This is a genomic window from Sulfurospirillum barnesii SES-3 (assembly GCF_000265295.1).
GTDB lineage: Bacteria > Campylobacterota > Campylobacteria > Campylobacterales > Sulfurospirillaceae > Sulfurospirillum > Sulfurospirillum barnesii.
This window is the reverse complement of the sequence record NC_018002.1, coordinates 1,182,420-1,207,535: the sequence shown is the minus strand read 5'-3', so window position 1 is coordinate 1,207,535 and position 25,116 is coordinate 1,182,420. Positions and strand designations below refer to the sequence as shown.

28 protein-coding genes are annotated in these 25,116 nt (G+C 36.6%); 15 read left to right on the top strand and 13 right to left on the bottom strand.

Annotated features, from left to right (window positions below; genetic code table 11):
* The 4 genes from lptB to SULBA_RS06125 are packed head-to-tail and all read right to left on the bottom strand — an operon-like array spanning nt 1 to nt 2,366.
* Nucleotides 1-723: an LPS export ABC transporter ATP-binding protein gene (gene lptB, locus SULBA_RS06140; RefSeq protein ID WP_014769414.1), complete on the bottom strand. Its 723-nt coding sequence runs from the start codon at nt 721-723 to the stop codon at nt 1-3.
* A complete protein-coding gene (tsaE, locus tag SULBA_RS06135) occupies nt 710-1,141 on the bottom strand; it encodes a tRNA (adenosine(37)-N6)-threonylcarbamoyltransferase complex ATPase subunit type 1 TsaE (RefSeq protein ID WP_014769413.1) in 432 nt (143 codons plus the stop codon). The genes lptB and tsaE overlap by 14 nt, the downstream gene beginning before the upstream one ends.
* A complete protein-coding gene (gene trpD / locus SULBA_RS06130; RefSeq protein WP_014769412.1) occupies nt 1,138-2,121 on the bottom strand; it encodes an anthranilate phosphoribosyltransferase in 984 nt (327 codons plus the stop codon). Before trpD ends, tsaE begins: the two co-directional genes overlap by 4 nt.
* Nucleotides 2,118-2,366, bottom strand: a complete 249-nt coding sequence (locus SULBA_RS06125; RefSeq protein ID WP_014769411.1) for an RNA-binding S4 domain-containing protein — start codon at nt 2,364-2,366, stop codon at nt 2,118-2,120. The genes trpD and SULBA_RS06125 overlap by 4 nt, the downstream gene beginning before the upstream one ends.
* A 163-nt stretch (nt 2,367-2,529) precedes the next feature.
* Here SULBA_RS06125 and SULBA_RS06120 point away from each other — a divergent pair, with 163 nt between their 5' ends.
* The 14 genes from SULBA_RS06120 to SULBA_RS06055 are packed head-to-tail and all read left to right on the top strand — an operon-like array spanning nt 2,530 to nt 16,156.
* The gene (locus tag SULBA_RS06120; RefSeq protein WP_014769410.1) at nt 2,530-3,759 is read left to right on the top strand and encodes an argininosuccinate synthase; all 1,230 of its coding nucleotides are present in this window, start codon (nt 2,530-2,532) and stop codon (nt 3,757-3,759) included.
* Between the two features lie 7 nt (nt 3,760-3,766).
* Complete coding sequence (locus SULBA_RS06115; RefSeq protein WP_014769409.1) at nt 3,767-4,192, top strand: rhodanese-like domain-containing protein; 426 nt, start codon at nt 3,767-3,769, stop codon at nt 4,190-4,192.
* On the top strand, nt 4,193-4,639 hold the full coding sequence (rplI, locus tag SULBA_RS06110) for a 50S ribosomal protein L9 (RefSeq protein WP_014769408.1): 447 nt from the start codon (nt 4,193-4,195) through the stop codon (nt 4,637-4,639). It abuts the gene before it with no gap.
* A 5-nt stretch (nt 4,640-4,644) separates the two neighbouring features.
* Complete coding sequence (gene hslV / locus SULBA_RS06105) at nt 4,645-5,190, top strand: ATP-dependent protease subunit HslV (RefSeq protein WP_014769407.1); 546 nt, start codon at nt 4,645-4,647, stop codon at nt 5,188-5,190.
* Complete coding sequence (gene hslU / locus SULBA_RS06100) at nt 5,187-6,512, top strand: ATP-dependent protease ATPase subunit HslU (RefSeq protein ID WP_014769406.1); 1,326 nt, start codon at nt 5,187-5,189, stop codon at nt 6,510-6,512. Before hslV ends, hslU begins: the two co-directional genes overlap by 4 nt.
* Nucleotides 6,513-6,525: 13 nt before the next feature.
* Entirely contained in the window at nt 6,526-7,416 is an 891-nt protein-coding gene (gene era, locus SULBA_RS06095) for a GTPase Era (RefSeq protein WP_014769405.1), read from the top strand.
* Between the two features lie 49 nt (nt 7,417-7,465).
* Nucleotides 7,466-8,992: a hypothetical protein gene (locus SULBA_RS06090; RefSeq protein WP_014769404.1), complete on the top strand. Its 1,527-nt coding sequence runs from the start codon at nt 7,466-7,468 to the stop codon at nt 8,990-8,992.
* On the top strand, nt 8,985-9,635 hold the full coding sequence (locus SULBA_RS06085; protein WP_014769403.1) for a hypothetical protein: 651 nt from the start codon (nt 8,985-8,987) through the stop codon (nt 9,633-9,635). Before SULBA_RS06090 ends, SULBA_RS06085 begins: the two co-directional genes overlap by 8 nt.
* Entirely contained in the window at nt 9,632-10,060 is a 429-nt protein-coding gene (locus SULBA_RS06080) for a hypothetical protein (protein ID WP_014769402.1), read from the top strand. Before SULBA_RS06085 ends, SULBA_RS06080 begins: the two co-directional genes overlap by 4 nt.
* Nucleotides 10,029-11,576: a pilus (MSHA type) biogenesis protein MshL gene (gene mshL / locus SULBA_RS06075; protein ID WP_014769401.1), complete on the top strand. Its 1,548-nt coding sequence runs from the start codon at nt 10,029-10,031 to the stop codon at nt 11,574-11,576. Before SULBA_RS06080 ends, mshL begins: the two co-directional genes overlap by 32 nt.
* Complete coding sequence (locus SULBA_RS06070; protein WP_014769400.1) at nt 11,569-12,378, top strand: ATP-binding protein; 810 nt, start codon at nt 11,569-11,571, stop codon at nt 12,376-12,378. Before mshL ends, SULBA_RS06070 begins: the two co-directional genes overlap by 8 nt.
* Nucleotides 12,371-13,111 carry a hypothetical protein gene (locus SULBA_RS12740; RefSeq protein WP_014769399.1) on the top strand — a complete coding sequence of 247 codons (741 nt, stop codon included), beginning with the start codon at nt 12,371-12,373 and terminating at the stop codon, nt 13,109-13,111. Before SULBA_RS06070 ends, SULBA_RS12740 begins: the two co-directional genes overlap by 8 nt.
* 55 nt (nt 13,112-13,166) lie before the next feature.
* Nucleotides 13,167-14,918 (top strand): GspE/PulE family protein, encoded by a 1,752-nt coding sequence (locus SULBA_RS06060; RefSeq protein WP_014769398.1) that lies wholly within the window; start codon nt 13,167-13,169, stop codon nt 14,916-14,918.
* The gene (locus SULBA_RS06055) at nt 14,915-16,156 is read left to right on the top strand and encodes a type II secretion system F family protein (protein WP_014769397.1); all 1,242 of its coding nucleotides are present in this window, start codon (nt 14,915-14,917) and stop codon (nt 16,154-16,156) included. Before SULBA_RS06060 ends, SULBA_RS06055 begins: the two co-directional genes overlap by 4 nt.
* Nucleotides 16,157-16,197: 41 nt before the next feature.
* Here SULBA_RS06055 and SULBA_RS06050 read toward each other — a convergent pair whose 3' ends face one another.
* Nucleotides 16,198-16,641 carry a hypothetical protein gene (locus SULBA_RS06050; RefSeq protein ID WP_014769396.1) on the bottom strand — a complete coding sequence of 148 codons (444 nt, stop codon included), beginning with the start codon at nt 16,639-16,641 and terminating at the stop codon, nt 16,198-16,200.
* Nucleotides 16,642-16,684: 43 nt separating this feature from the next.
* Entirely contained in the window at nt 16,685-17,398 is a 714-nt protein-coding gene (gene flgH, locus SULBA_RS06045; RefSeq protein ID WP_014769395.1) for a flagellar basal body L-ring protein FlgH, read from the bottom strand.
* 81 nt (nt 17,399-17,479) lie between these two features.
* On the opposite strand from flgH, the gene SULBA_RS06040 reads away from it, so the two are divergent.
* Nucleotides 17,480-17,926 (top strand): GatB/YqeY domain-containing protein, encoded by a 447-nt coding sequence (locus tag SULBA_RS06040; RefSeq protein ID WP_014769394.1) that lies wholly within the window; start codon nt 17,480-17,482, stop codon nt 17,924-17,926.
* A gap of 40 nt (nt 17,927-17,966) precedes the next feature.
* On the opposite strand, the gene SULBA_RS06035 is transcribed toward SULBA_RS06040, so the two are convergent.
* The 7 genes from SULBA_RS06035 to SULBA_RS06005 form a co-directional block, all read right to left on the bottom strand.
* Nucleotides 17,967-19,175 carry an acetate/propionate family kinase gene (locus SULBA_RS06035; RefSeq protein ID WP_014769393.1) on the bottom strand — a complete coding sequence of 403 codons (1,209 nt, stop codon included), beginning with the start codon at nt 19,173-19,175 and terminating at the stop codon, nt 17,967-17,969.
* Complete coding sequence (gene pta, locus SULBA_RS06030) at nt 19,172-21,280, bottom strand: phosphate acetyltransferase (protein WP_014769392.1); 2,109 nt, start codon at nt 21,278-21,280, stop codon at nt 19,172-19,174. Before pta ends, SULBA_RS06035 begins: the two co-directional genes overlap by 4 nt.
* 102 nt (nt 21,281-21,382) lie before the next feature.
* Nucleotides 21,383-22,819, bottom strand: coding sequence for a Mur ligase family protein (locus tag SULBA_RS06025; RefSeq protein WP_014769391.1), 1,437 nt, complete (start codon nt 22,817-22,819; stop codon nt 21,383-21,385).
* Nucleotides 22,819-23,091, bottom strand: a complete 273-nt coding sequence (locus SULBA_RS06020; protein WP_014769390.1) for an acylphosphatase — start codon at nt 23,089-23,091, stop codon at nt 22,819-22,821. Before SULBA_RS06020 ends, SULBA_RS06025 begins: the two co-directional genes overlap by 1 nt.
* Nucleotides 23,088-23,807, bottom strand: coding sequence for an alpha/beta fold hydrolase (locus SULBA_RS06015; RefSeq protein ID WP_014769389.1), 720 nt, complete (start codon nt 23,805-23,807; stop codon nt 23,088-23,090). The genes SULBA_RS06020 and SULBA_RS06015 overlap by 4 nt, the downstream gene beginning before the upstream one ends.
* Nucleotides 23,800-24,024 carry a type II toxin-antitoxin system Phd/YefM family antitoxin gene (locus tag SULBA_RS06010; RefSeq protein ID WP_014769388.1) on the bottom strand — a complete coding sequence of 75 codons (225 nt, stop codon included), beginning with the start codon at nt 24,022-24,024 and terminating at the stop codon, nt 23,800-23,802. The genes SULBA_RS06015 and SULBA_RS06010 overlap by 8 nt, the downstream gene beginning before the upstream one ends.
* A 53-nt stretch (nt 24,025-24,077) precedes the next feature.
* Nucleotides 24,078-25,112, bottom strand: coding sequence for a D-alanine--D-alanine ligase (locus tag SULBA_RS06005; RefSeq protein ID WP_014769387.1), 1,035 nt, complete (start codon nt 25,110-25,112; stop codon nt 24,078-24,080).
* Between the last annotated feature and the right edge of the window lie 4 nt (nt 25,113-25,116).

Genomic DNA, 25,116 nt, shown 5'->3' with positions numbered 1-25,116 from the left:
TTAAAACCGAAAATCTTCGCCAAGATAATAGGTTTTAACCAATTTATTTTGAGAAACTTCTTCACTGTTTCCACTGGCAAGAAGTGCTCCATCTTTGAGCACATACGCCCTATCACAAATAGCCAGTGTTTCTCGGACATTGTGGTCGGTAATTAAGACACCAATACCTAGTTTTGAAAGGTCTTGAACGATACTTTGAATATCTGAAACCGCAATAGGATCAACACCTGCAAAAGGCTCATCAAGCAGTAAAAATTTGGGTTGTAACACAAGCGAACGAGCAATCTCACACCGTCTTCTCTCTCCACCACTTAAACTCACACCGTTTCGTTTTCGAATCGGCTCAATATTTAAAAGATTAAGTAACTCCTCGACACGTTTCATCGCCTCTTCTTTGTTGGAAAAAACAATCTCAGCAGCAAGCATAATATTATCTTCCACACTTAAATCTTTAAAAATACTGGACTCTTGTGGTAAATAGCCAATACCTAATTTTGCTCTTACATGTAAAGGAATTTTAGTTACATTTTGGTTGTCAAAATATATTTCTCCCGAACTAGGTTCAATAAGACCACAAATCATATAAAACATCGTTGTTTTACCCGCACCATTAGGGCCTAAAAGTCCTACAACTTCTCCGCTGTGAACCTCAAGGGATACCCCTTGAATAATCTGTGTTTTTTTAATTGTTTTTTCTAACTGCTGAACTTTAAGCGTATGCATGAATCTTAACCTTGTAATGTCGTTTTAAATCATTGGGTGTAATGTCAATAGTACCATAAGCAATGCCAAAATGGCGTAAAAGGTTTTCAAATTCACCTTCTCCCCATTCCACCAAATGGTAGCCTTTACAATCAAACTTCTCAATAAGACCACTTTTTAAGAATCCCTCTGTACCACATTGATATATATCATAGTGAAAAAGTTTGTCTTCGTATTCATGTAAAATCGAGAAGGTAGGTGAAGCAATAGCCTCTTTAATACCCAACTGTTTTGCAAAAGCTTTGACAAAAGTGGTTTTCCCACTCGCAAGATTACCCCGTAAAAGTAAGACACCAGCATCACCCAAACTCGCTTTTATCTCCTCTGCTAAAACATCTAGGTGTGCTATATCACACACAATATCAAAGGATTCTCTCATATAAGATACGAAAGCTTGATTATTTCTCCAAGCTTATCCCATGCTTTTTTACTCTCAAGTGCCTCTTTCATCATTTCAAGGCCTTCTTGCATATCTCTGGCTTTACCATCCACCATCAAAGCACATGCCCCATTTAAAAGTACAATATCACGCTTTGCACCTTTTTCATCGCCCCGTAAAATAGCACGGGTGATTTCAGCATTTTCCACACTCTCTCCGCCTCGAATCGCCTCAAGTGGTGCAAGTTTAAAACCATACGCTTGAGGGTCAATTTCCCCCTCATGCATCGTCTCATTTTCAATCATAATATAACGTGTAAGCGAACAAATACTGACTTCATCCAAACCATCAAGTGAACTAATAACCATACTTTTACTGGTACCCAAAGCATTTAATGCTTGAGCAAAACGTTCAATATAATCTACATGAAAAACACCGATAACCTGTTTTTGCGCTCCTGCTGGGTTGGCTAAAGGACCTAGCATATTAAAAATGGTGCGATGGGAGAGGCTTCTTCGAATGGGCATAATATGTTTCATGCACGGGTGATGATTCATAGCGAACATAAAGACAAACCCACACTCTTCAAGCATTTTTACTTGTTTTTCTGGCGTCAAACTAAGATTGAGACCCAACGCTTTAAGCACATCAGCACTCCCCGAAAGAGAAGTAGCTGAACCACTACCATGTTTGGCTACCTTGCATCCAAGGCTTGCTAAAACAATGGAAGTGGTTGTGGAGATATTAAAAGACCCACTTTTATCTCCACCTGTACCTACGATGTCAATGATTTGGGATTTTAATTTTTCGGGGATATTTAATTTTATACTGTGTTCTCGCATTACTTGTGCTGCAGCTGCTATCTCTTCAAAACGTTCGCCTCGTTCATATAACTCTACTAAAAAACGTGCCGCCTCTTCAGAACTTAACTGATTCTCAAATAATGCATCAAATCTTTCATAAGCTTCTTGATAAGTCATTGAACTTCCCTTACATACTCATTTTGTTTCGTTTTTGGAATCGTTTTTGTCTCAGGAATTTGCAAGACTTCATACTTCATTGTTTTTTCTAAATAGGTAAGGGTAATAATATCCCCTACTTTGACATCTTTGGCAGGTTTGACCACAATACCATTGATGCTTACAACGCCATTCTTGCACATATCTTCAGAAACCGCTCGGCGCTTTGTCAGATTTACACTGTTTAAATATTTATCAACACGCATCAAAAACTTCTTTAAATTAGGATTTGGTGTTCATTTTATCGAAAGAATATTTAAATTTGCTTTTTAAGCTTTTACATGTAAAGGCATCCAAGATTATAAGCAAAGTTTTTACAAACTTGCGATACCATCACGTCATTCTATCAATTCTGTGAGGATTCATACTATGAAAAAAAATGTCAAAAAAGTCGTTTTAGCCTATTCTGGAGGTCTTGATACCAGTATTATTTTGAAATGGCTCCAAGATGAGTATAAATGCGAAGTGGTTACTTTTACGGCTGATATTGGTCAAGGTGAAGAGTTGGAGCCTGCACGCAAAAAAGCGATCTCTTTGGGCATAAAGCCAGAAAATATTTTTATTGAAGATTTAAAAGAAGAATTTGTTAAAGACTATGTATTTCCTATGTTTAGAGCCAATGCAATTTATGAGGGTGAATACCTTTTAGGAACGTCTATTGCACGTCCACTCATTGCAAAACGTCAAGCAGAAATTGCAGCCCTTGTTGGTGCGGATGGCGTGAGTCATGGTGCAACGGGTAAAGGGAATGATCAAGTCCGTTTTGAGATGGGGTATCTTAGTATGAATTCCGATTTGGTGATTATTGCGCCATGGCGTGAGTGGGATTTAAACTCTCGTGAAAAATTATTGGCATATGCAGAGAAAAATGGCATTAGCATCGAGAAAAAGCCAGGTAAATCACCCTACTCTATGGATGCAAATCTCCTTCATATCTCGTATGAGGGATTGGTACTTGAAAACCCTAATGCAGAGCCAGAAGAAGATATGTGGCGATGGACAGTAAGCCCTGAAAAAGCACCTGATGTTGCTGAAGTCATTGAAATCACCTATGAAAAAGGCGATCCCGTTGCATTGAACGGCGTTACACTAAGCCCTGCAACTATGCTTACCAAACTTAATGAGTTGGGTTGTAAACATGGGATTGGTCGTACGGACATCGTTGAAAACCGCTTTGTGGGTATGAAAAGTAGAGGGTGCTATGAAACACCAGGTGGTACGATTATGCTTCGAGCACACCGTGCGATTGAGAGCATTACGCTGGATCGTGAAGCGGCACACTTTAAAGATGAGATTATGCCTCGCTATGCAAAAACAATTTACAACGGTTTTTGGTTCTCACCAGAGCGTGAAATGATGCAAGCAGCGATTGACAAATCACAAGAGAGCGTCAACGGCACGGTTAAACTCAAACTTTACAAAGGTAATGTTTCTGTGATTGGAAGAGATTCGAAAACCAACAATCTTTTCAATGAAGCATTTTGTACGTTTGAAGAAGATGAAGTCTATAACCAAAAAGATGCAGAAGGGTTTATTAAACTCAACGCACTTCGCTTTATTATTAGCGGTAAAAATAGAAAAAAACAAGGCAAAGCATAAATTTAGTATGGATTTACCAGATGAATGGAGTGAAGAAGCCCTTATGAATTTAGTACAAACGCTCACAAAGAGCTTAGAAGTCACGCCTGAAACATTACATGTAATGCTCAATTTAAGAGCACAAGGAAAGCTTAATTTTTTACTGGTTGATATTCGAGAAATATACGAATATACACAGCTCAGTATCAAAGGAACGGATCTCTTGCTTCCTACATCAACCATTCACCTTCACATGGAGCAGCTTAAAAAGCTCCATGGTACTTTGCTTATTTTTTATTGTAGAAGTGCCAACCGAACACTGCAACTGTTACATATTTTAAAGCGTATGGGCTTTTCAAATATTGCCCATTTGCATGGGGGCATTATTGAGTATAAAGGTGAAAAAATCAAAAATGCCCCACTTCCAAAAAATATTAGAACTGAAGGAAAATAAATGAAAGTTTTATTGATTAAAGATGTTAAAGACCTTGGAAAAAAAGGTGAACTTAAAGAGGTAAAAGATGGCTACGGTCAAAACTTTTTAATTGGTAAAGGCTTTGCGCTTTTAGCTACCAATGAGGTACTTCGTAAATACGAATCTGATCAGCGCAAAAAAGCAGCACAAGATGCTGAAGAGCTTGCTAATTTAAAAAGTATTGAGAAAAAAATCGCCGAATTAAAACTTACACTAAAACGAAAACTAGGCGCTAATGGAAGTTTATTTGGTGCTGTAACCAAAGACGAAATTGCCCATGAGCTTAAAGACCAATATGGCATTGAAATCGATAAAAAAATGGTTGAGATGGAACATCCTATCAAAACTACTGGCAATTTTGACATTAGCATCAAGCTAGGGCATGGTATTCATGCTAAATTAGCGTTGATTATTATCGGAGAATAAACACTATGTTTGAAGCAACCACCATTCTTGCGTGCCGTGGCGATAAAAAAGCGGTTATTGGCGGTGATGGACAAGTCACATTTGGCAATACCGTTTTAAAAAATAACGCAACCAAAATTCGTAAACTCTATAATGGTCAAATTTTAGCTGGTTTTGCTGGCAGTACCGCCGATGCGTTTAATCTTTTTGATATGTTTGAAAATATCTTAGAGCAGAAAAAAGGTGATTTGTATAAATCAGTTATTGAATTTTCCAAAGAGTGGCGCAAAGATAAAATGCTTCGACGTTTAGAAGCAATGATGATTGTTTTAAACTGTGAGCACATTTTTATTTTAAGTGGCACGGGAGATGTGGTAGAACCAGAAGATGGAAAAATTGCAGCCATTGGTAGTGGTGGAAACTATGCCATATCTGCAGCCCGTGCGCTAGATAGACATGCCTCATTAGATGAGGAAACCCTTGTCAAAGAGAGCCTTAAAATTGCCAGCGAATTGTGTATTTACACCAATGATCGCATTAAAACCTTTGTCCTAGAGAGTAAAGAAGCATGAATTTAACACCTAAACAAACCGTTGCGTATTTGGATGAGTATATTATTGGACAGTTTAATGCCAAAAAAGCGATTGCAATAGCCCTTCGAAATCGTTACCGTCGCCTTAAACTTGAAGGGGATATGGCTGAGGAAGTCATGCCAAAAAATATTCTCATGATTGGTTCAACAGGGGTAGGTAAAACCGAAATTGCTAGACGTATGGCAAAAATGCTCTCCTTGCCCTTTGTGAAAGTTGAAGCAAGTAAATATACAGAAGTGGGTTTTGTAGGGCGTGATGTTGAGTCGATGGTCAGAGATTTGATGATGGCATCTATTAACCTTGTCAAAGCAGAACACAAGGAAAAAAATCAAGCTGATATTGCTTTACATGTAGAAAAAACCATTATTGAAAAGCTTCTTCCTCCTCTTCCTAAAGGTGTGAGTGAAGAGAAAAAAAGTGATTATGAAAAAAGTGTTGAAAAAATGCGTCAGAAGCTTCGTGATGGTGAGCTGGATGAACTCAAAATTGAAATTGAAATAGCTCAAAACAGTTCTGACTTAGGTGATTCATCGCTTCCTCCTGAAATGATTAAGGTGCAAGAATCCTTCATCAAAATTTTAGGCTCAGGACATGCTCCCATTAAAAAAGAGATGCGGGTCAAAGATGCGAAAGAAGCACTCAAAAGCGAAGCCAGCGAGAAACTATTAGATATGGAAGCGGTAAAGAGTGAAGCCAGAGAGCGAGCGCAAAATGGCGGTATTATCTTTATTGATGAGATTGATAAAATTGCAGTGAGTGCGTCCATGTCGCACCGCAGTGACCCAAGCAAAGAAGGTGTTCAGCGAGATTTACTCCCTATTGTTGAGGGCAGTGATGTCAATACCAAGTATGGCAGTATTAAAACAGACCACATCCTTTTTATCTCAGCAGGTGCTTTTCATGTGAGCAAACCCAGCGATTTAATTCCTGAATTACAAGGACGTTTTCCACTGCGTGTTGAACTCAATTCTCTCACAGAAGAGGTTTTGTATCAAATTTTAACACAACCTAAAAATTCATTGCTTCGTCAATACCAAGCCTTGTTGAAAACCGAGGGTGTTGAACTTGTCTTTGAAGATGAAGCCATTCGCTCTATCGCTAAAATTGCGCAGATTACCAATGAAAAAACAGAAGATATTGGGGCACGACGTTTGCATACCATTATTGAAAAAGTCTTAGAAGACATTAGTTATACAGCCGATGAACACAGTGGCGAAACCTTACATGTAAACAAAGAACTTGTCCATGAAAAGCTTGATGCCATCGTAGAGAGCGAAGATAGCAGTCGCTATATTTTATAAGTAAAGAAGTACAATGAACGAAAAAACAAAAACAGGCTACGTTGCAGTCATCGGCAGACCTAATGCAGGGAAAAGCTCCCTACTCAACTGGCTCGTAGGTGAAAAACTAGCCCTTGTTTCGCATAAAGCCAATGCCACACGAAAACGCTTAAATATTATTGCTATGCATGAAAATACGCAAATTATTTTCATTGACACCCCAGGTATTCATGAACAAGAGCGCCTTTTAAATCAATTTATGCTTGAAGAGGCCATGAAAGCCATGGGCGATTGTGATCTTATTTTATTTTTAGCCCCAGCAAGTGACTCTCTTCAAAATTACAGTGATTTTTTATCCTTAAATAAACGCAATACCCCGCATATGGTTTTGCTCAGTAAAACAGACACGATTTCACAAACAGCCCTTTTTGATAAGCTAGGTGAATACCAAGCATATCAAGACAAATTTGCTGCCTTAGTCCCCGTTTCCATCAAAAAAGGAACCTCACAATCCTATCTTTTGGAAGCCATTTCAAAATATATGCCAGAACACCCGTACCTGTATGACCCTGAAATCCTTACAACAGAGCGTTCTCGTGATATTTATAAAGAACTTATTCGTGAAGCTATTTTTGAGAATACCAGTGATGAAATACCTTATTTTGCAGATGTTATTATTGATAAAGTAGAAGAAAAAGAGACAATCGACAACATTTATGCTACTATTATTGTCGATAAAAAGAGCCAAAAAGGGATTATTATCGGTAAAGAGGGGCAAACCATTAAACGTATTGGCTCACACGCACGAAAACTGATAGAATCTTTGTCACAAAAACGCCTTTTCTTAAAATTAGTGGTAGTGGTGAAACAAGGGTGGAGTCAAGACAAAGACCTCTTGAAAAAAATTGGTTACGCGGTCGAATAAAACACACTCAATAAAAAATAGTAAATTTACACATGAAAAGGTTTTAAAAATGAATATACATGAGGGGAAGCGTTCTACGACAGAGATTATCTCCATTGATTCACAAACTCTTGCCTCTTATATCTATTCTAAAAATGAAATCAAACTGAATAATCTTGAAAAAAGCAATAAAGACGCTTTTTTCATCTCCTATTTACACACACGTGATGTTATTAGCACCATTATTGACATTAGCCGAAACATTCCTGATAGTGATATAAACGATGCTATTGAAATCAAAGTATATGACGAACTGGCACTGGATTCTTCGATTGCCTATAGCATGAATTATACGGAAACCGATTCAAGCGATACAAAAAATAGATCCTTTAATGTTTTTCTAATTGACACAAACCTTCTCAACACAAAATTCCGTTTTGTGTGTGATAAAATTCCTTATATTGATTACATTACAACCGCTCCTTTTCTTTTAAAATCGCTCTATCATAAAAACTTCATTGATGCGGATGGCACACACGGTTTTGTCTATTTTCAAAAAGCTGATGCTTTTTTAGCGCTTTATAAAAACGGTGAATACCTCTACTCAAAATCGCTTCACTACTCTTTACGTGAAATGAATGAAAAATTTTGTGAACTTATGGGTGAACGTATTGATGAGGATGATTTTTATAAGCTTCTTACCCACGAGGGTCTAAGAAAGTCTAATACGCTGTATAAAGAGTATTTAGCACAACTGTTTGAAGAAATATTTTTATACATCAGTGATGTGCTTGTTTTCACTAAACGAACATACGCCATTGATTATGTCGATAAAATTTATATAGGCTCAGAAGTAGGTTCTTTTTTTGGAACAGATGAATACACAAAAAATTATTTAGGGCTAGAGCCTTTTGAATTTAATTTTAATATAGCGATTAATTCAAAAGAGTGGTATATTGATCAAATACATATTCTGATGATGCTAACAGCACAGCATTATATAGAAAACCTAGATGATAGGCTCAATTTCTCACTCTACAAACGTCCTCCTGCCTTAAAAGAAAGACCCGCTGGTAAATTATTAGGTGTTATGGCGGTAAGTCTTCTTATTGGTTTTGCCTATCCTGCGTACCAATTTGTTTATCACTCCTTTTTAACTCTAAAAATGAATCAACAAACAAATACGTACAACACCATTGTTCAACAAACTTCCCTTATTCGTCAAGAATTAGCTCTTTTAAAAACAGAAAAAGCAAAAATTGATGCTTTAGTTAGCAGTGAAACTTCTAAATTTGAATTTAGAAAAAAATTATTAAATGAAATTTACAGTAAAAAAATATCCTATCCAATGAAAGCAGTCGTTCTGACAGAAATTTTTGCTTTATCCAATAAGAATGGGTGCAGATTAGAATCCATAGAGTTCAAAAAAAATGTCTTTCATTTTAATATACGCAATAGCGATGAAAAGAAAATTACAGAATTTATCAAAGATTTAACTGCTTTAAAAACATACTATGTCAACACGGACAAAATCCAATACGATGATACGTTAAAATTCTATACAAGTAAAATAGCAATAGGATTGAGCCATGAATAACCGTATTGATACGCTTTTAAATAAGATTGATCGTTACTTTGGCGATAAAAAAGAGAGCGAGGTCTACTTAATTTTCTTAATGATTTTTGCTTCTATTGCTTTTTTTACTTACTCGTATGTGAGTCCTATAACACAGGATTTACTAAAAAGAACCCAAAGAAACGCACAAGAAATAGAGAGAAAACTTCGTGATGAACAAGCGTATCTTGCCTCTGTTTCAAAAGAGGGTGATTCAAACTATTTCATCAAAAAAGTGACCTTAGAAATAGAAGATGCAAAAATACTGTTTGAAAAAACGCAAGATACCAATTTGTATATTGATACCAAATTAAGAGACCTTTCCTATTTACTTTTCAATAATGAAAATTGGGCAAAATTTATTGATTCTATTACCTTCTTGGCACAAAAATATTCTGTAAAAATTAAACTTCTTGAAAACAAAATGAATGAACCAAATCTGCAAAAAATTGAACAAATTTTAAGTTTAAAACTTACGTTTAATGGGTCTTTTGCAAATACAATGAAATTTATGAATGCTATTGAGGAGAGTGAGTTGGTAGTGGATATTCATGATCTTACATGGCTAGGGAAAGAAGAATTAGAAGGGGAGTTTAATATTGCCATTTGGGGGATGAAATATTGAAAACAATCGGTATAAAAAGTATCCTCTGTTTACTCATTGTTAATGTACTCTATTCAAACGATCTTGTTTCATTAAATAATGATAAAAAGGTTTACGATACTCTATTTGATAAAATTGCAGAAAAACGCTTAGGTGCCAATGCCATTATGATTGATTCATTGGAAAACCCTTTTGTTGTTATGACAAAACCTCTTGAGGGAGAAGATACGAATGCAAGTATTCATGAACCTGCTTATATCCTTGAAGCAACCTTAAATCAAAAAGCAAAAATTGATGGAACATGGTATAAAAAAAATGATTTCGTTGGGCTTTTTGAGCTCAGTGATGTTTCTTCGAATCGTGTTATTCTCAAAAATGGAATTGAACAAAAAGAACTTTTACTAAGGACAAAAGATGCACATAACATCCAGATATTTTCCAAATAAATTTATCGCATTGATAGCGTTGGTAACGCTTGCCCTTTCACCTCTTTTAGGTGCTGAAAAAAATAGAAATGCATGTGAGTATCGTTCCTTTACCATTAAAACCAACAACAAAGCAACTGGGGCTGAATTTTTAAATGAATTGGCTGAAATGTGTGACTTTAGTATTGTTGTAAAAGATGCTGAGGCAGAGAAGCTTCTGGCTAAAAATCTCAATGGTATTAATATAAAAAACCTCTCTTTAGATGAAGTGTTTCAAATTGTCATTCATGACAATGATCTTTTCTACACCTACGATAAAAATTTTCTAAAAATTTCTGCACTGGCAACAAAATCATTTAAAGTCGATTATGTTACCTCCGTACGCACAGGTACTGCGGTGATTAATGCATCGGTTGATTCCACTCCTACAGAAGAAGGTGGAACAAAAGATCAGACCATGCAAAGCCAAAACAGTATTTCTTCTAATGAGACCTTTGATTTTTGGAAAACAATTGCTACCGAACTGATGGCTGTTATTAACACAGGTGCAGAGAGTTATCATGCACAATCTCCTATGATTAATGCTAATGCTGGAATTATTACAGTGACCGCTACCAAAAAACAGTTAGACCGTGCGAAAGACTATATTGATCTTCTAAGAGAACGCTTACATAAACAAGTACTCATTGATGTTTCTATTATTTCGGTGGCTCTGGATAACACCAATAAAACAGGTATTGATTGGAGTAAATTTTCTTTAGGATTTAGTAGCAGTAGTATATTTAATAACAGTAACAATAATAATCGAACAAGCCATACATACACTAATACAAGTTCTACATCCTCTGATACCGCTATTGATTCTGCTATTACTCGAACATATAATAATCTAACCGTTGTTAATGATGCCGTTTTTTCTGTCTCTGGCTTAATTGATTTTTTAGGCAGCAGTGGGGATGCAAAAGTGGTTTCAAGTCCAAAAGTTTTAACCATGAATAACCAACAAGCCCTTATTACCATTGGAGATAATATTAATTACCGTGTTCCAGAGGATACCACGAATACCGCTGCAACAACTAATACAACACTAACGACAACCTACACAAACTACTCTATTTTTATCGGTGTTTTGCTGAATATCACCCCTGAAATTTCAGAAGATAATGAGATTATTTTACGCATCAATCCATCGGTGAGTAGCTTTAAATATGCAAGCGATGATGCCCAAAGAAGTGTTGGGAATGAAAGGGTTATGGCGCCAGATACTCAAGAGAAAAAGCTCTCTACTGTGGTGAAAGTAAATGATGGTAGTACGATTATTTTAGGGGGTCTTATTGCATCGGAGAGAGGTCAAGAAAATTCAAGTGTACCTCTTTTAAGCAGTATTCCTTTTCTGGGTGAAGCCTTTAAGCATTCAGAAGAGACGCTTAAAACCAAAGAGCTTGTTTTTGTGATTACTCCTCGCATTATTGGTGCGAAAGGGACAGACAAAGCTACACTGAAAGATTTAGGGTACAGTCAAAAAATCTATGAATAGTCTTTATAGTAATCTTAAAACCATTTTTGTTGATGGTGAAGTCTTTGATTATATTCATTTGGATAAGTCTGTAAGCACGTATGACAAATTGGTTCAAACAATTGACAAACCATTGAAGTTGATTCTTTTTTACGGAAAACCAGGGACAGGTAAAACATTTTTACTTCAAAAAATTTACCATGATTATAAAAATGAAAAGCCTATTGTTTTTTTTCCTCGACCTTTTTTTGAAGAAAAAGCTTTTATTGAAGCTCTTTATGAAGAAGTCATGAAGCAAAAATCTCCTAAATTCAAACATTACAATGAGTTTTTAGAAGTTATGCGAGAGCATATTGTCTCCAAAGAAAAAGCCATTACAGTCTTAATTGATGAGGCACAACTTTATCCGAGTGATTTGATTGAAAAAATTCGTCTTATGGCAGATTCAAGGTTATTCAAATTTCTCTTTACGGTTCACAAAACAGACAAAGAAGACCTCTTGGCAAAAGATTATTTTCAAACACGTATTTGGGAGACCATAGAAATAGACAATGCTTCTTTTAAAGAGATAAAAACATACATTGAAAAAAAACTACTTTTTCATAAACATTTCGAACACACCACTCTTTTTTCCGACAAACACTATAAAATCATCGCAACACTCACCAATGGAAACCTAAGGAGCATCAATAAACTGATGTACAAATTATTTGAAATCTTAGAATATTATGACCTGAATAAGCCATCACACCTCTCACCCCACGCTTTACATGTAAAGTATGTGCAAATGGCTGGAATTAGTTTAGGGATGATTCATGCTTAATGCACACGAAATAGCAGAGCTGGAAAAAAGAGTTTTTCGCTATCGCTTCAAGCAAAAACTTCGCCCTATTCTTGGGCTAAGTGTTCTAGCAATCAGCACCTATATAATTTTTTATTTTTTCCTCTGTGTAGATACACAAAAAGATGAAACACCCCCACCCTACGAAAGCAATCTTTCTACCCATAGCGCCCTACCCTTGTTACCTCTTGTAAGCGAGAAAAAGCAACCTCTGCTCTTGCAATTACCCCGTGTTGAAACCAATGTATCGCATGTCACCATGCAAGAGACACGCATAAGCAACATCCCTCTACCAAAGGATGATTTTTCAAATGATCCCAAAGAAGAAAAGTGGTTGGACACAACACTCTTACCTCCACCACTGATGAATGAGAACAAAGAAAAAAGTGTGATTCATATTGAAACAAAAGATGTTGACACAATCCAATACCTTAAAGAACGATTTGATAAAACACACAATGTTGTGTTTGCACTGATGCTTTGTGAAGAGTATTATAAAAATAAAAATTATAGTGAAAGTAATAAATGGGCGTTAATTGCGAATAATCTTGATGCTGAAAATGAAAAAAGTTGGATTTTCTTTGCAAAATCAAAATTCAAATTGGGGCATAAAGAAGATGCTCAAGGAGCACTCAAAGCCTATTTAAAAAATCATAAATCAAAGGCTGCGGAGAGTTTGCTACAGCAGATGAGTATTGGTGCAAGCATTGAGTAATCCAAATGTACCCGATAGATGCTACAATAGTAAAAATTTAGAAAATGGATAATGCATGAGTGATATTATAAGCCCTGTTTTAACACACCTTATTCATACGCATCTCATTGATGAACCAACTGCAACACGCTTGAGAGAAGAAACTAAAATAGATGCACATAAAATTCTAGGTGAAATTCTTATGGATAACGCTATTTTAACCAAAGAAGATATGCTTAGTCTTGTTATTGAATGTTTCAAAAAGGGGCACATAAGCCTTGATGATGTAGATGAACACTTTGCCATTGAAGATGAGATTTTTTTAAAGGCTTTGGCAAAAAATTTAAAATGTGAGTATTTGGACTTAGATTCTATTGACATTGACTATCGTCTCGCATCAAAGTTGCCATTTATGCAACTGAAAAAGTTTAAAGCACTTCCCATTAAAGAAGATGAAATTAATATATATGTGGCACTAAAAGACCCTCTGGATCTTCATGCGCAAGAGGGCATTCAACGATTATTTCCCAGAAAACTGCTTAAAATCATTATTGCACAACCCATGCAAATTGACAAATACCTTGTCAAAATGGAGCTTGGTGAAAGTATTAAAGGGTTGATTGGCGAAATTCGTAAAGAGATCTCTTCTAGCGCTATTGATAACCCTCAAGAATCATCAGGTATCTTAAAACTCATTGAGATTATTCTAAAAACATCTATTTTAGCACGAGCAAGTGATATTCATATCGAACCAACAGAAAATAACTGTATTGTTCGTAGCAGAATAGACGGGATGCTTACCGAAACATTTATTTTTGACAAAGACATTTATCCTCCTCTTGGTTCACGTATGAAATTGCTCTCTAATATGGATATTGCGGAAAAAAGAAAACCACAAGATGGTCGTTTTTCGGCAACCATCTTAAATCGAGAATACGATTTTAGGATTTCAGCACTTCCAACCATTAATGGTGAATCTATTGTTATTCGTATTTTAGATAAATCTAAAGTCATGATTAAAATTGAAGATTTGGGCATGCACCCTCATAATTATGTCAAATTTGAGCAAGCCATGCATTCACCTTATGGGATTATTTTAGTCACGGGTCCAACAGGAAGCGGTAAAACAACAACCTTATATGCTGCACTGAATGCGATTAAGAGTGTACAAACTAAAATTATTACCGTTGAAGACCCTGTGGAGTATCAATTGACATTGACACAGCAAGTTCAGGTCAATGAAAAAGCCAACCTTACCTTTGCTTCTGCCCTACGTTCTATTTTAAGACAAGACCCTGATGTTATTATGATTGGTGAGATTCGAGACACAGAAACACTACGTATTGCAGTTCAAGCGGCACTTACAGGTCACTTAGTCTTTTCTACTCTGCATACCAATGATGCAGTAAGTGCTGTAACTCGGGTGGTTGATATGGGGATTGAGCCTTATCTTATGAGCGGTTCACTCATTGCTATTGAAGCACAACGCTTGGTGCGTAAATTGTGTCCGCATTGTAAAGTCAAACACACACTCCCTAAAACAGCTTACGATGAAATTAAAGATATGCTACCTGAGAATTATCAATTTTATAAAAACACAGGGTGCGAGAAATGTTCACAAACAGGCTATCTTGGGCGTGAGATGATTTCTGAAATTCTTGTTATTAGTGAAAAAATTTCCAGTATGATTGCACAAGGAGCGGGGAAAAGCGAGATTAAAGCACAAGCACTACTCGAAGGCTTTATTGATATGTACCATGATGGTATCATACGTGCAGCTAATGGTGTGACAACCTTAGATGAAATCATAAGGGTCGCAAAAGAATGAAATATTTTGAAATCAATTACCTTTTTAAAGGTAAAAAATCCAAAACCATTATTAAATCTCCTGATCGTAAAGATGCAATCTCAATTGCCAAAAATAAAGTCCCTGGGATTATTTTAACCATTAAAGAAACATCCGCACCCCTTGAAGATCAATTGCGTGGCTTTAAAAATGAACTTTTAGGAACCTTCTTACGCAAAAAAATAAAAATGACCTCATTGATTGCTGCCATTAGGCAATTAAGTGTTATGACAAATGCTGGTATTTCAATTCATGACAGTGTTAAAGAGGTTGCCAATGCTACCATAGACACCTCTTTAAAAGAGATTTTTCATACGGTAAATGACGACTTGAATTCAGGATTAAGCCTTACACAATCACTGATGTCTTATCGTGAGAGTGTTGGGGATGTCACCATCGCTATGGTGGAACTAGGTGAAAGTACTGGTAACATGGCAGAATCGCTTGAAAAACTTGCAGATATTCTTGAAGAGATTGAAGAAAACAGGCAAAAATTTAAAAAAGCATTACGCTACCCTATCACCGTTGTAATTGCTATTGCCATTGCTTTTACCATTTTAATGGTTTATGTTGTACCAAAATTTAAAGATATTTTTGAGAAGCTCAAAGCAGAACTGCCTTTGCCCACCAAAATCCTTCTTTTTATGGAGCATATGATTAATCAGTATGGCTTCTTTTTACTTGCAGGTATTATCTTGAGTTTTGTTCTTATTAAGTATTTACTCAACACGAATGAGGAGTTTAAGAAAAACTTTGATGAATATATTCTTAAAGTGTATCTCATTGGCGATATTATTTTCTACGCAACACTCAGTCGTTTTTGCCTTGTTTTTACAGAACTTATTCGAGCAGGTATTCCCATTGCTGATGCTTTGGATACGTCATTGTTGACCTTAGAAAATACGCATCTTAAAAAAAGACTCTCTTCTGTAAAAATCTCTGTACAACGTGGAATTTCACTAACTGAATCTTTTCGTGACACAAATTTATTTGAGGGAATGCTGATTCAGATGATTCAAGCGGGAGAACAAAGTGGAACACTTGATAAAATGTTAGAAAAAGTAACACTGTATTTAAAATCTCGTTTTAACCAAATCATTGACAATATTGCAAGTTACATTGAGCCTATTTTGTTAGGATTTATTGCGGGTATGGTACTGTTAATGGCTCTGGGTATTTTTATGCCCATGTGGGACATGGCAAAAGCGGTTAAGTCGTAAAAGAGAGCCTTACATCTTTTTACATGTAAGGCTAAAATTGCTTAAAACTCTTTAGGAATAGTACAATCAAGGTCATTTTCAAACCTCTCTTTGGCCAATGCGATAAGCTCTTTTTGTCCTAATTTTGCAATAAGACAAATGGCTCCTAATTTTTTACACCACATTCGCTCAACTTTGATTTTATAATCGTCTTCTTTTACTTTGGTAAAAATACTCCAGCTGCGAATACTTTTTTTCTCTTTATATTCGAGCACTTCTAATATCTCTTTATCACTGATTTCTCGTGGCAAGACGGAACGTAATTGTGCCTCATTGAGTCCTAATTTCCATGCTTTATAGCCAAGAACAAGTGCACGGGCACGATTGGGGGTATTGGTTTTGAGTTTATCAAAACTTGCACCAAAGTATTTCAGCGCAACAATAATATCTTTGCCTTTAAAAAGCTTGTCTCTTTCCATAAACTTAGGTGGATTACGTGTTTCCAAATGAACTATCCTTTATTAAATAATAACATAAACTATTTTCGTTTTAAAATGGCCAAATGGATTCCATAAATTTGGAACCCCATGGTCTTGTGGTTGTTTGGTCAATATCCCCTTCTGTTTTATAAAGAATCTTAGCATCCGCAATATATTTTGAGTCTATATTATTGTATTGGTCAATATCGTAAGGACGAATCACTCCGCTAACTTGTATCATTTGCTTTTCACCATTAATGAGCAATTCACGGCTTCCTTCAATAAAATAGTTCCCATTGCTTAAAACCTTAATAATGCGAGCCGAGATCGTTGTTGCAAAACTCTCATTACGGCTTAGACTTCCCGTACCTGAAAAAGAGTTGGTCGAACCTGCGTTAAATCCTAAATTGGCTGATTTAGTTGCTATCTTATCTGCTACTTTTCCCACAGGACCTCCAAAAGGCACACCTGCTATGACCCCTGCATTTAAGTCGCTACTGCTCTCTTTCTCTAGGGACTTTTTCCCAGAAGATGTCTGAGCGGTTTTTTCCGTAATGGTTATGGTAACAACATCATTGACATGCATTGCTTTTAAATCCGCAAAAAGGGGATTATCACCCTGTCCAAAGAGACTGCCAGGATTGGATCCTGTATTTTCATTCACACGAGTAGGCATCTCATCGACATACACAGGAGGTTTCATATTTATCTCTGGACTGGCAGGATGACTCGAACATCCAACAAGGACAAAAGCAGCAAAGACGCTACATGTAAAAACTCTCATAACACTCCATTTTATTCTATTTTACGAGATTATACTATAAAATACTCTGCTAATGAAGTCTTAAGCAAAAAAGGAAACAGAATGTCTGAAATAAAAATGAAACTTCAAAATGACCTTAAAAATGCGATGAAAACTCAAGATACGTTCATGCGTGATGTGATTCGCTTTTTAATGAGTGCGCTAAAGCAAATTGAAGTGGATGAACGTAAAGAGCTTAGTGATGCGGATATTATTAAAATCATTCAAAAATCGCTGAAACAACGAGACGATGCATCCCTTGCTTTTAAAGAAGCGGGAAGAATGGATTTGTATGAAAAAGAGATGAAAGAAGCCTCCATTCTCAAAGCCTACTTGCCTGAACAGCTCAGTGATGAAGCATTAAGAGCAATTCTTTCTAAACACATTCAAGCCCTTGGTTTGTCAAATATGAAAGAGATTGGAAAACTGATGGGTGCGGTTTTATCTGAATGTGAGGGCGTTGCTGATGGTAAGAGAATTAATGCCATCGCAAAAGAGCTTTTAGCTTAAATTTACATGTAGAGAAATTATCTCTACATGTAAACGAAGTTTAACAATGTTTTTCGATCATTTCCATTGTTTCAACAGCGATTTCTAGCTCTTCATTGGTAGGAATCACCAAAACCTTAACAGCACTATCATCGGTACTGATTTGCATGATACCACTGCTGCGTAATGCATTACGCTCTGCGTCAATTTTAATTCCTAAATTTTCTAAGCGACTGCAAGACTCTTTTCGTGTTTCACTGTCATTTTCACCAATGCCTCCTGTAAAAACAATACAATCCACACGTCCTAAAACCGCACTATAAGCACCAATATACTTTTTCAAACGGTAATTAAACATATCCCGTGCAAGTTGTGCTTGTTCATTGCCTTCATGGGCTAAACGGCTAATTTCACGCATATCATTGCTTCCACAAATCCCTTTAAGGCCACTCTCTTTATTGAGCATATGGTCTAACTCATCCAGTGTGAGTCCCCGCTTTCGTGCCAAATAAAATAAAATCGCAGGGTCAATATCACCACTGCGTGTACCCATTACTAAGCCCTCTAGTGGGGTGAGTCCCATGGAAGTATCCACACTCTTTCCATTTTCAATGGCCGCAACACTTGCTCCATTTCCCAAATGCAAAGTAATCGCATTGAGGGTATGAATGTCTTGCTTTAAATAGCGTGCTGCTTCTTTGACAACATAACGATGGGAGGTTCCATGAAAACCATAACGTCTAATTTTAAGTTCATCATAATATTTATACGGTAAGGCGTACATGTAAGCATATTTTGGTAACGTGGAGTGAAAGGCTGTGTCAAAAATAGCAACTTGAGGCACACTAGGGCTTTGCTCAACAGAGACTTTCATTCCTGAGAGATGCCCAGGATTGTGTAAAGGTGCAAGGGGAATAAGCCTTTCTATCTCTGACATGACATATTCATCGACCATAGCAGGTGCCTGAAACGAAGCACCTCCTTGCACCACACGATGTCCAATACCATCTAGCTCATTTAAATTATGAATCACACCTGATTCAATCAATAAAGCACTCATTTTTCTTAAAGCATCGTGGTGGTCTGAAATAGGCAATGTTTGCTCCACAACCTGTTCAATCCCTGTAGAATCTTGATATTTCATACGTATACGTGACATAGGCTCGCTAATCTGCTCAATCAGCCCACTGGCTAAAACAGAATTATCTTGCATATTGAAAAGTTGGAATTTAACGGAAGAACTGCCTGCATTTAAGACTAAAATTTTCAATTGTTTACTCCATTATTGGTTTGTGCTTGAATCGCAGTAATCGCTACTGTGTTGACAATATCAGGAACCAAACAGCCACGGCTGAGGTCATTAACAGGTTTGCGAAGCCCTTGAAGGACAGGACCAATAGCCACAGCACCTGAACTTCGTTGAACCGCTTTATAGGTATTATTCCCTGTGTTTAAATCAGGGAAAATAAAAATCGTAGCCTCACCTGCAACCTTACTGTTAGGAAGTTTTGTTTTAGCCACACTAGGATCAATGGCTGCATCGTATTGAATAGGACCTTCTACCATTAAATCAGGACGTGAGTCTTTAACAATTTTTGTTGCAAGCCTTACTTTTTCAACCTCTTCACCTTTTCCTGAATCCCCTGTTGAGTACGAGAGCATGGCGACTTTTGGTTCAATTCCAAACATGCTTGCGGTATCTGCTGAAGAGATGGCAATTTGTGCAAGCTCTTCTGCATTCGGGTCTTGATTGACCGCACAATCACCGTATACAAGAACACGGGTATCCAAACACATAAAGAAAAGGCTTGAAACAATGGAAATCCCTGGTTTGGTTTTAATAATTTGAAGGGCAGGACGAATTGTCTCTTGCGTGGTATGAATTGCTCCTGAGACCATACCATCGGCATAGCCTAAAGAGACCATCATGGTTGCAAAATAATTGGTAAGCATCATACTATCACGTGCCACTTCCAAAGAGAGCCCTTTGGCTTTTCGCATTTCATAAAAAGCAGTCACAAACTCTTCCATAAGCGGAGAATGAATCGGATCAATAATCTCTGCTTTACTAATGTCTAATCCCAAAGAAGCACTTCTACGCAAAACCTCTTCAGGGTTTCCAAGAAGAATAATATCTGCAACATTACGACGCAATAAAATCTCTGTTGCTCTTAAAATACGCTCATCACTGCTCTCAGGAAGTACAATCTTTTTGCGATCACTTCGTGCACGCTCAAACAGTGCGTATTCAAACATCACAGGTGTAATGGAAGCATGTGACGATTCAGCGTTAATCATTGTCTCAATCTCTTTGGTATTCACATTGGATGAAAAAAGTCCCATCGCTAAGGCAATTTTTCGAACACTTTGTGCGGTAATCGTTGCAGGAACTTGTGCAACATTAACAGCAGTATGATACGTATCCGTATCAACACTTAGGACAGGAACAGAAAAATCATTAAAACCTAAAAAAAGTTTATTAATCGATTTATGGGGAAGCAAGCCACCTGTGAGCAAAATGCCTGAAATATTAGGATAGTTTTTAGACAACACTGTTCCTAAACACCCAACAATGACATCAGATCTATCACCTGGTGTAATAATCAAATCACCCTCTTCGATATGTTCTAAAAAATTTTCCAATCGCATCGCCGCAATTTTACTCTGTTTGACCACACGTCTTAAATCTTTCTCTTCACCATAAATATGCATACACCCTAATTTTTTCTGAATTTCAGCCACGGTTGGAGTGTCAAGTTCTGGCACTTCTTCTAAAAAATAGATCGGTGTTGATTGAAGCGCAAGAGAGTTTGCAAGCTCTTTGAGTGCTTGGGCTTCAGATTGTCCCAAACGATTGACAAAAGTAGCAAAGTGTTGGCATCCTGTCGCACGAATGGCTTCGGTTTCAATATGAATTTCATCCACCACTTCTTTAACACTTTTCCCTTTTCCTTTTAACACACTAATAAAGGGGGAACTAAGATTTTTTGCGATGGAAAGATTGATGTCAAAGTCAAGGGTATTTGAAAAAATAGATTGATTAAGCCCCTCCACAAGCACAAAATCATACTGGCTTTCTAAGAGTTTAAACTTTTCAATAAGGGTTTCTAAAACCTCATTGTATTTATTCTCGGCAATAAGGCTTTCGACTTGATGCACGGTGTAACCATACGTATCTTCATACGCCATTTTAAGAGCATAATACTCCAACATAAAACTAATATCTTGATCAGGCTCATGCTCACTTGCGATGACGGGTCTAAAAAAAGCAACCTTACCCAGACGACCTTTTAGCAACTCCATAATACCCATCGTCACAATCAGGCTGCCCGCTGCTGATTCTAACGATGAAATATATAAACTTTTCGTTTGCATTTCACTCCTTTGTGTTTACTTCTGCAAATGCTTTAATCATACGCATAATCATTTAAGAGCTATCTAAGAACTATACTATAATATAGAATTTTTACGTCTTCTTTATATAAAGCTTGGTGCATCATTAGAAAATAAAATTAAATCGCCTACATGTGTTTGTTCTGCTAAAACTGTTTGTAACTGTGACTTATCCGCTAAAACAATTTTTTGTGCTTTCTTTACATGTAATCCTAAAATCGCTGCATTGCTTTTTCCTGTAATAATCACAAGGTCAAAAACATCATCGATTGTTTGTGCTAACAGAGCATTGGCTTCTACTGTACTTTCCACAATACCAGGTGTTACAATGACTTTTCGCCCTGCATACGATGCCACCAATGCATAGGAACTAAGCATACCTTCTAAATTCCCATTAAAACTATCATCAATAATCACTTTTCCACCTGCTTCAATTTTTTGAAGGCGATGTTCTACCCCTTTAAGCTCTTTAATGGCTTCTTTAATGGCTTCCAAACGCATGCCTAGCTCTTTAGCTACATGAATACACACGCCAAGATTGATGGCATTAAAATCACCTAAAAGAGGTGAAAAAAAGCGCTCTTCTTTCCCATCAATAACCATCGTGAACTTTACACCATCGAGTGTTGCTTCTACATCTTTAAGATCATCACCAAAACAGACAACTGTCTCAGAAGCTTTTACCTGTGCACTCTCATGAACAAAAGCTTTTTCAAGACGGTTTGAATGAATCATTTCCATTTTGGTATTGCGAATATTCTCAAGTGTTTTAAAATACTCAATGTGTTGCGCCCCAATACGTCCAACAATTGCTATATGGGGATTAACTAGACGTGCTATCGCATCAATATCCCCTTTAAGACGCGCACCTGCTTCGACAATATAAACATCACATGCTTGAGGTAAATCCGTATTAATATCTTTGATAATTCCACCAATAGTATTCACACTGCGAGGGGTTTTGTAAACTAAAAATTGCTTTGAAAGTATCTGGGCTAAAAAATTTTTAATACTTGTTTTTCCGTAACTTGCGGTAATCGCAATCACTTTCATAGATGAGCGTTGCATCACTTTATGAAACGCTTCTTTTTTATAACTTTCAAAAAGAATTTTCTCAAAAATCATGCTTAAAAGTTGGGCTAGACCAAGTGGTATCACAATACCAAATTTTTGACACGAAATATACGTAAGACACAGGGTGTTTTGAAAAAGTGTTGCAAAAATTAAAAAAAGAAAAAAACGCTTCACCCGTGCGGTAAAAACCAGTTTTTTATCATTTTTCTTGTTCCACAGGCTCAGTGCAATAATCAGAAGAATGGAAAAACAATACAACACAATACCATCGAGCAGATAATAAGCAAATAAGGGAAAAATAAAAAAATAAAGATGCCAATCATAACGATTATAATGGAATAAAATACGTTCTAATCGATAACTATACCATTGCATTGCCGTCATAAAATAATACCCGATGCACAATACAAAAGCAAAATGCACCACACTGGTGAGGAATATTTCCATTACGACCTCTTTTCAAAAGAACGAAAAATACAAGAATCGATTTTTTGGCATGTCACATCTTCGACATGTGAAAACATGGAACCATCATACAATTTGGAAATAAAAAACTCCAAATCTTCTTCATAACTTGCATTAATAACAACTTCAACATTCCCATCAGTCGTATTTTTTACATACCCTCTATACCCCAGCGTTTCAGCCATTTCTATCACAAAACGACGGTATCCTACTTTTTGTACGCGCCCCGTAACGATTAATTTATACGTATTCAAAAACCAAGCTCCAACAACAATTTTTCAATATCTCTTCCCTTCTTAACAAAGAAAAAATGGTCTCCCTCTAAAGGATAAAAATGGCTTTTTTGGATCAAAGAAGCTATTTTTTCTCCACTGCTAAGCGGTGTTGCACTATCTTCTCTTCCCCAAAAAATAAAGGTTTGCGCTTTACATGTAAGAAAGTGAGGTGTAAAATCCTCATTCACCACCCGCTTTAAAATCTCGTACATTCTTTGGTTCATTCCTTCCACATCTTTACTCGCAAAAAAACGATAAAAACGCTGTGGAAAAAAAGGCTTACATGCTTTAAATAAAGCTATCTTTGCCCTCACTTTCAATGACTTTGGAACAACAACCCCAGCGCTGGAAAGTAAAACTAACACCTGAGGTTCTAAAAGTGTGGCTACTTTTCCACCAAAGGAGTGCCCAAAAACAATATCAGGCTTTACATGTAATGCCTCTAAAAAAAGTTGAACAATACGTGCATACATAGCCGTATCAAGGACTTCGTGAACAGAAGAATTTCCAAATCCAGGTAAATCAAGATAGAGATGTTGATACCCTCCAAACGTCTTTCCAAACGCTTGTTTCATAATCTCTTTCGTACTGCCCCAACCGTGTAAAAAGAGAATTATTTTGGGCTGATGAAGATGAAGAATCTCGTAGCTAAGCGTGTAAGTGTTTCCCTGAAAAACAATCTCTTTCTTAGCCATCACTCTTCTTTTTGGTGCTCGCATAAATTTTTTCTAAAATACTAACCGCTTCGCTCATTTTTTCATATTCATCCACTGTTACCATCACTGCTTCAAAACGATTATTTTTAACAATGACAATACGCTTATGCTCACCCTTGCTAAGGCTTCCCAATACAGAGCTAAAATTACGCACCATATCAGTTGCTGTCATAATTTCATTTTTAGTATAGGTCATACAAAAAACCTTTTTCACAAAATTTTATGTATTATCTTATGTAAAAAAGACTTTTACTTCCCTTTAGCAGCTTGAATGGAATGAATATAATGATACGCTTTCATAACGGTTGTAGTACGAGGTAAGTACTGAGCTAAAGATGTAATAATCGTATCAAAATCATCAAACAGATAATTTGCCATACTTCCTGGAATTGGGTTGATTTCATTCAAATAAATTGTCTCATCAATCACAAAAAAATCACAACGAATCAATGCCCCTAAAAAAAGCGGATCGTAGAGTTTTACAAAAGCTTCACGAATTTTTTCTTGTATTTTGACATCAAGATGTGCTTCAGTGACTCTTTTGGTACGTGAAAAATCCAAATACTTTTTATCAAAATCCAAAAATTCCTCTTTTTGAGGCTCTTCAATAATTGAAAAAATAAAGCCATCGGTTTTACATCCTGCAAGGTTATACTCTTTGACCCCTTGCATAAAAGGTTCAATAAGCACAGTATCGTCAAACTCAAATGCAACATCAAGGGCATAGGAGAGCTCTTTTTCGTCTTTCACAATGCCAATGCCAATGGAACTTCCCAAACGTAAAGGCTTGACAATAAAAGGATACGCAATGCGAATATCGTCTTTGCTTTCTTTGTGCAAAACTTGGTAATCCAATACATCAACACCCACTTCTTTTGCATAGAGTTTTGTAAAAAGCTTGTTATAACTGATGCAACTTCCCTCTATACGAGGGCCAATGTAAGGAATAGCGAAAAACTCAAGTAAAGAGCTTAATTTACCATCTTCACCATCTCGTCCGTGTACTAAATTTATCAGGACATCAAACGCCACTTTTTCTTCACCAAACATTTTTTGTGCAAAAAATCCTCCTTGTTTTAGAACAAGGCTCTTATCTTTTTTGTAGGCACCGCTACTAAAACGCTTAGCGTTGATGGTGTCCGTTGGGATGAGATAAAAATTTCGCTCATAATCACAAAAAATATAAACTATCTCACTCTTTAAGACTTTTTTTAAAGCAATGGCACTCACCACACTAATTTCATGTTCAAAACTTTGTGCGCCAAATAAAACGGCTATTTTCATCTTT

What these genes read in the sequence shown, in the direction of transcription:
- lptB (WP_014769414.1), bottom strand. Translation starts at nt 723, where the DNA reads ATGCATACGCTTAAAGTTCAGCAGTTAGAAAAAACAATTAAAAAAACA.
- tsaE (WP_014769413.1), bottom strand. Translation starts at nt 1,141, where the DNA reads ATGAGAGAATCCTTTGATATTGTGTGTGATATAGCACACCTAGATGTT.
- trpD (WP_014769412.1), bottom strand. Translation starts at nt 2,121, where the DNA reads ATGACTTATCAAGAAGCTTATGAAAGATTTGATGCATTATTTGAGAAT.
- SULBA_RS06125 (WP_014769411.1), bottom strand. Translation starts at nt 2,366, where the DNA reads ATGCGTGTTGATAAATATTTAAACAGTGTAAATCTGACAAAGCGCCGA.
- SULBA_RS06120 (WP_014769410.1), top strand. Translation starts at nt 2,530, where the DNA reads ATGAAAAAAAATGTCAAAAAAGTCGTTTTAGCCTATTCTGGAGGTCTT.
- SULBA_RS06115 (WP_014769409.1), top strand. Translation starts at nt 3,767, where the DNA reads ATGGATTTACCAGATGAATGGAGTGAAGAAGCCCTTATGAATTTAGTA.
- rplI (WP_014769408.1), top strand. Translation starts at nt 4,193, where the DNA reads ATGAAAGTTTTATTGATTAAAGATGTTAAAGACCTTGGAAAAAAAGGT.
- hslV (WP_014769407.1), top strand. Translation starts at nt 4,645, where the DNA reads ATGTTTGAAGCAACCACCATTCTTGCGTGCCGTGGCGATAAAAAAGCG.
- hslU (WP_014769406.1), top strand. Translation starts at nt 5,187, where the DNA reads ATGAATTTAACACCTAAACAAACCGTTGCGTATTTGGATGAGTATATT.
- era (WP_014769405.1), top strand. Translation starts at nt 6,526, where the DNA reads ATGAACGAAAAAACAAAAACAGGCTACGTTGCAGTCATCGGCAGACCT.
- SULBA_RS06090 (WP_014769404.1), top strand. Translation starts at nt 7,466, where the DNA reads ATGAATATACATGAGGGGAAGCGTTCTACGACAGAGATTATCTCCATT.
- SULBA_RS06085 (WP_014769403.1), top strand. Translation starts at nt 8,985, where the DNA reads ATGAATAACCGTATTGATACGCTTTTAAATAAGATTGATCGTTACTTT.
- mshL (WP_014769401.1), top strand. Translation starts at nt 10,029, where the DNA reads ATGCACATAACATCCAGATATTTTCCAAATAAATTTATCGCATTGATA.
- SULBA_RS06070 (WP_014769400.1), top strand. Translation starts at nt 11,569, where the DNA reads ATGAATAGTCTTTATAGTAATCTTAAAACCATTTTTGTTGATGGTGAA.
- SULBA_RS12740 (WP_014769399.1), top strand. Translation starts at nt 12,371, where the DNA reads ATGCTTAATGCACACGAAATAGCAGAGCTGGAAAAAAGAGTTTTTCGC.
- SULBA_RS06060 (WP_014769398.1), top strand. Translation starts at nt 13,167, where the DNA reads ATGAGTGATATTATAAGCCCTGTTTTAACACACCTTATTCATACGCAT.
- SULBA_RS06055 (WP_014769397.1), top strand. Translation starts at nt 14,915, where the DNA reads ATGAAATATTTTGAAATCAATTACCTTTTTAAAGGTAAAAAATCCAAA.
- flgH (WP_014769395.1), bottom strand. Translation starts at nt 17,398, where the DNA reads ATGAGAGTTTTTACATGTAGCGTCTTTGCTGCTTTTGTCCTTGTTGGA.
- SULBA_RS06040 (WP_014769394.1), top strand. Translation starts at nt 17,480, where the DNA reads ATGTCTGAAATAAAAATGAAACTTCAAAATGACCTTAAAAATGCGATG.
- pta (WP_014769392.1), bottom strand. Translation starts at nt 21,280, where the DNA reads ATGCAAACGAAAAGTTTATATATTTCATCGTTAGAATCAGCAGCGGGC.
- SULBA_RS06025 (WP_014769391.1), bottom strand. Translation starts at nt 22,819, where the DNA reads ATGGAAATATTCCTCACCAGTGTGGTGCATTTTGCTTTTGTATTGTGC.
- SULBA_RS06015 (WP_014769389.1), bottom strand. Translation starts at nt 23,807, where the DNA reads ATGGCTAAGAAAGAGATTGTTTTTCAGGGAAACACTTACACGCTTAGC.
- SULBA_RS06010 (WP_014769388.1), bottom strand. Translation starts at nt 24,024, where the DNA reads ATGACCTATACTAAAAATGAAATTATGACAGCAACTGATATGGTGCGT.
- SULBA_RS06005 (WP_014769387.1), bottom strand. Translation starts at nt 25,112, where the DNA reads ATGAAAATAGCCGTTTTATTTGGCGCACAAAGTTTTGAACATGAAATT.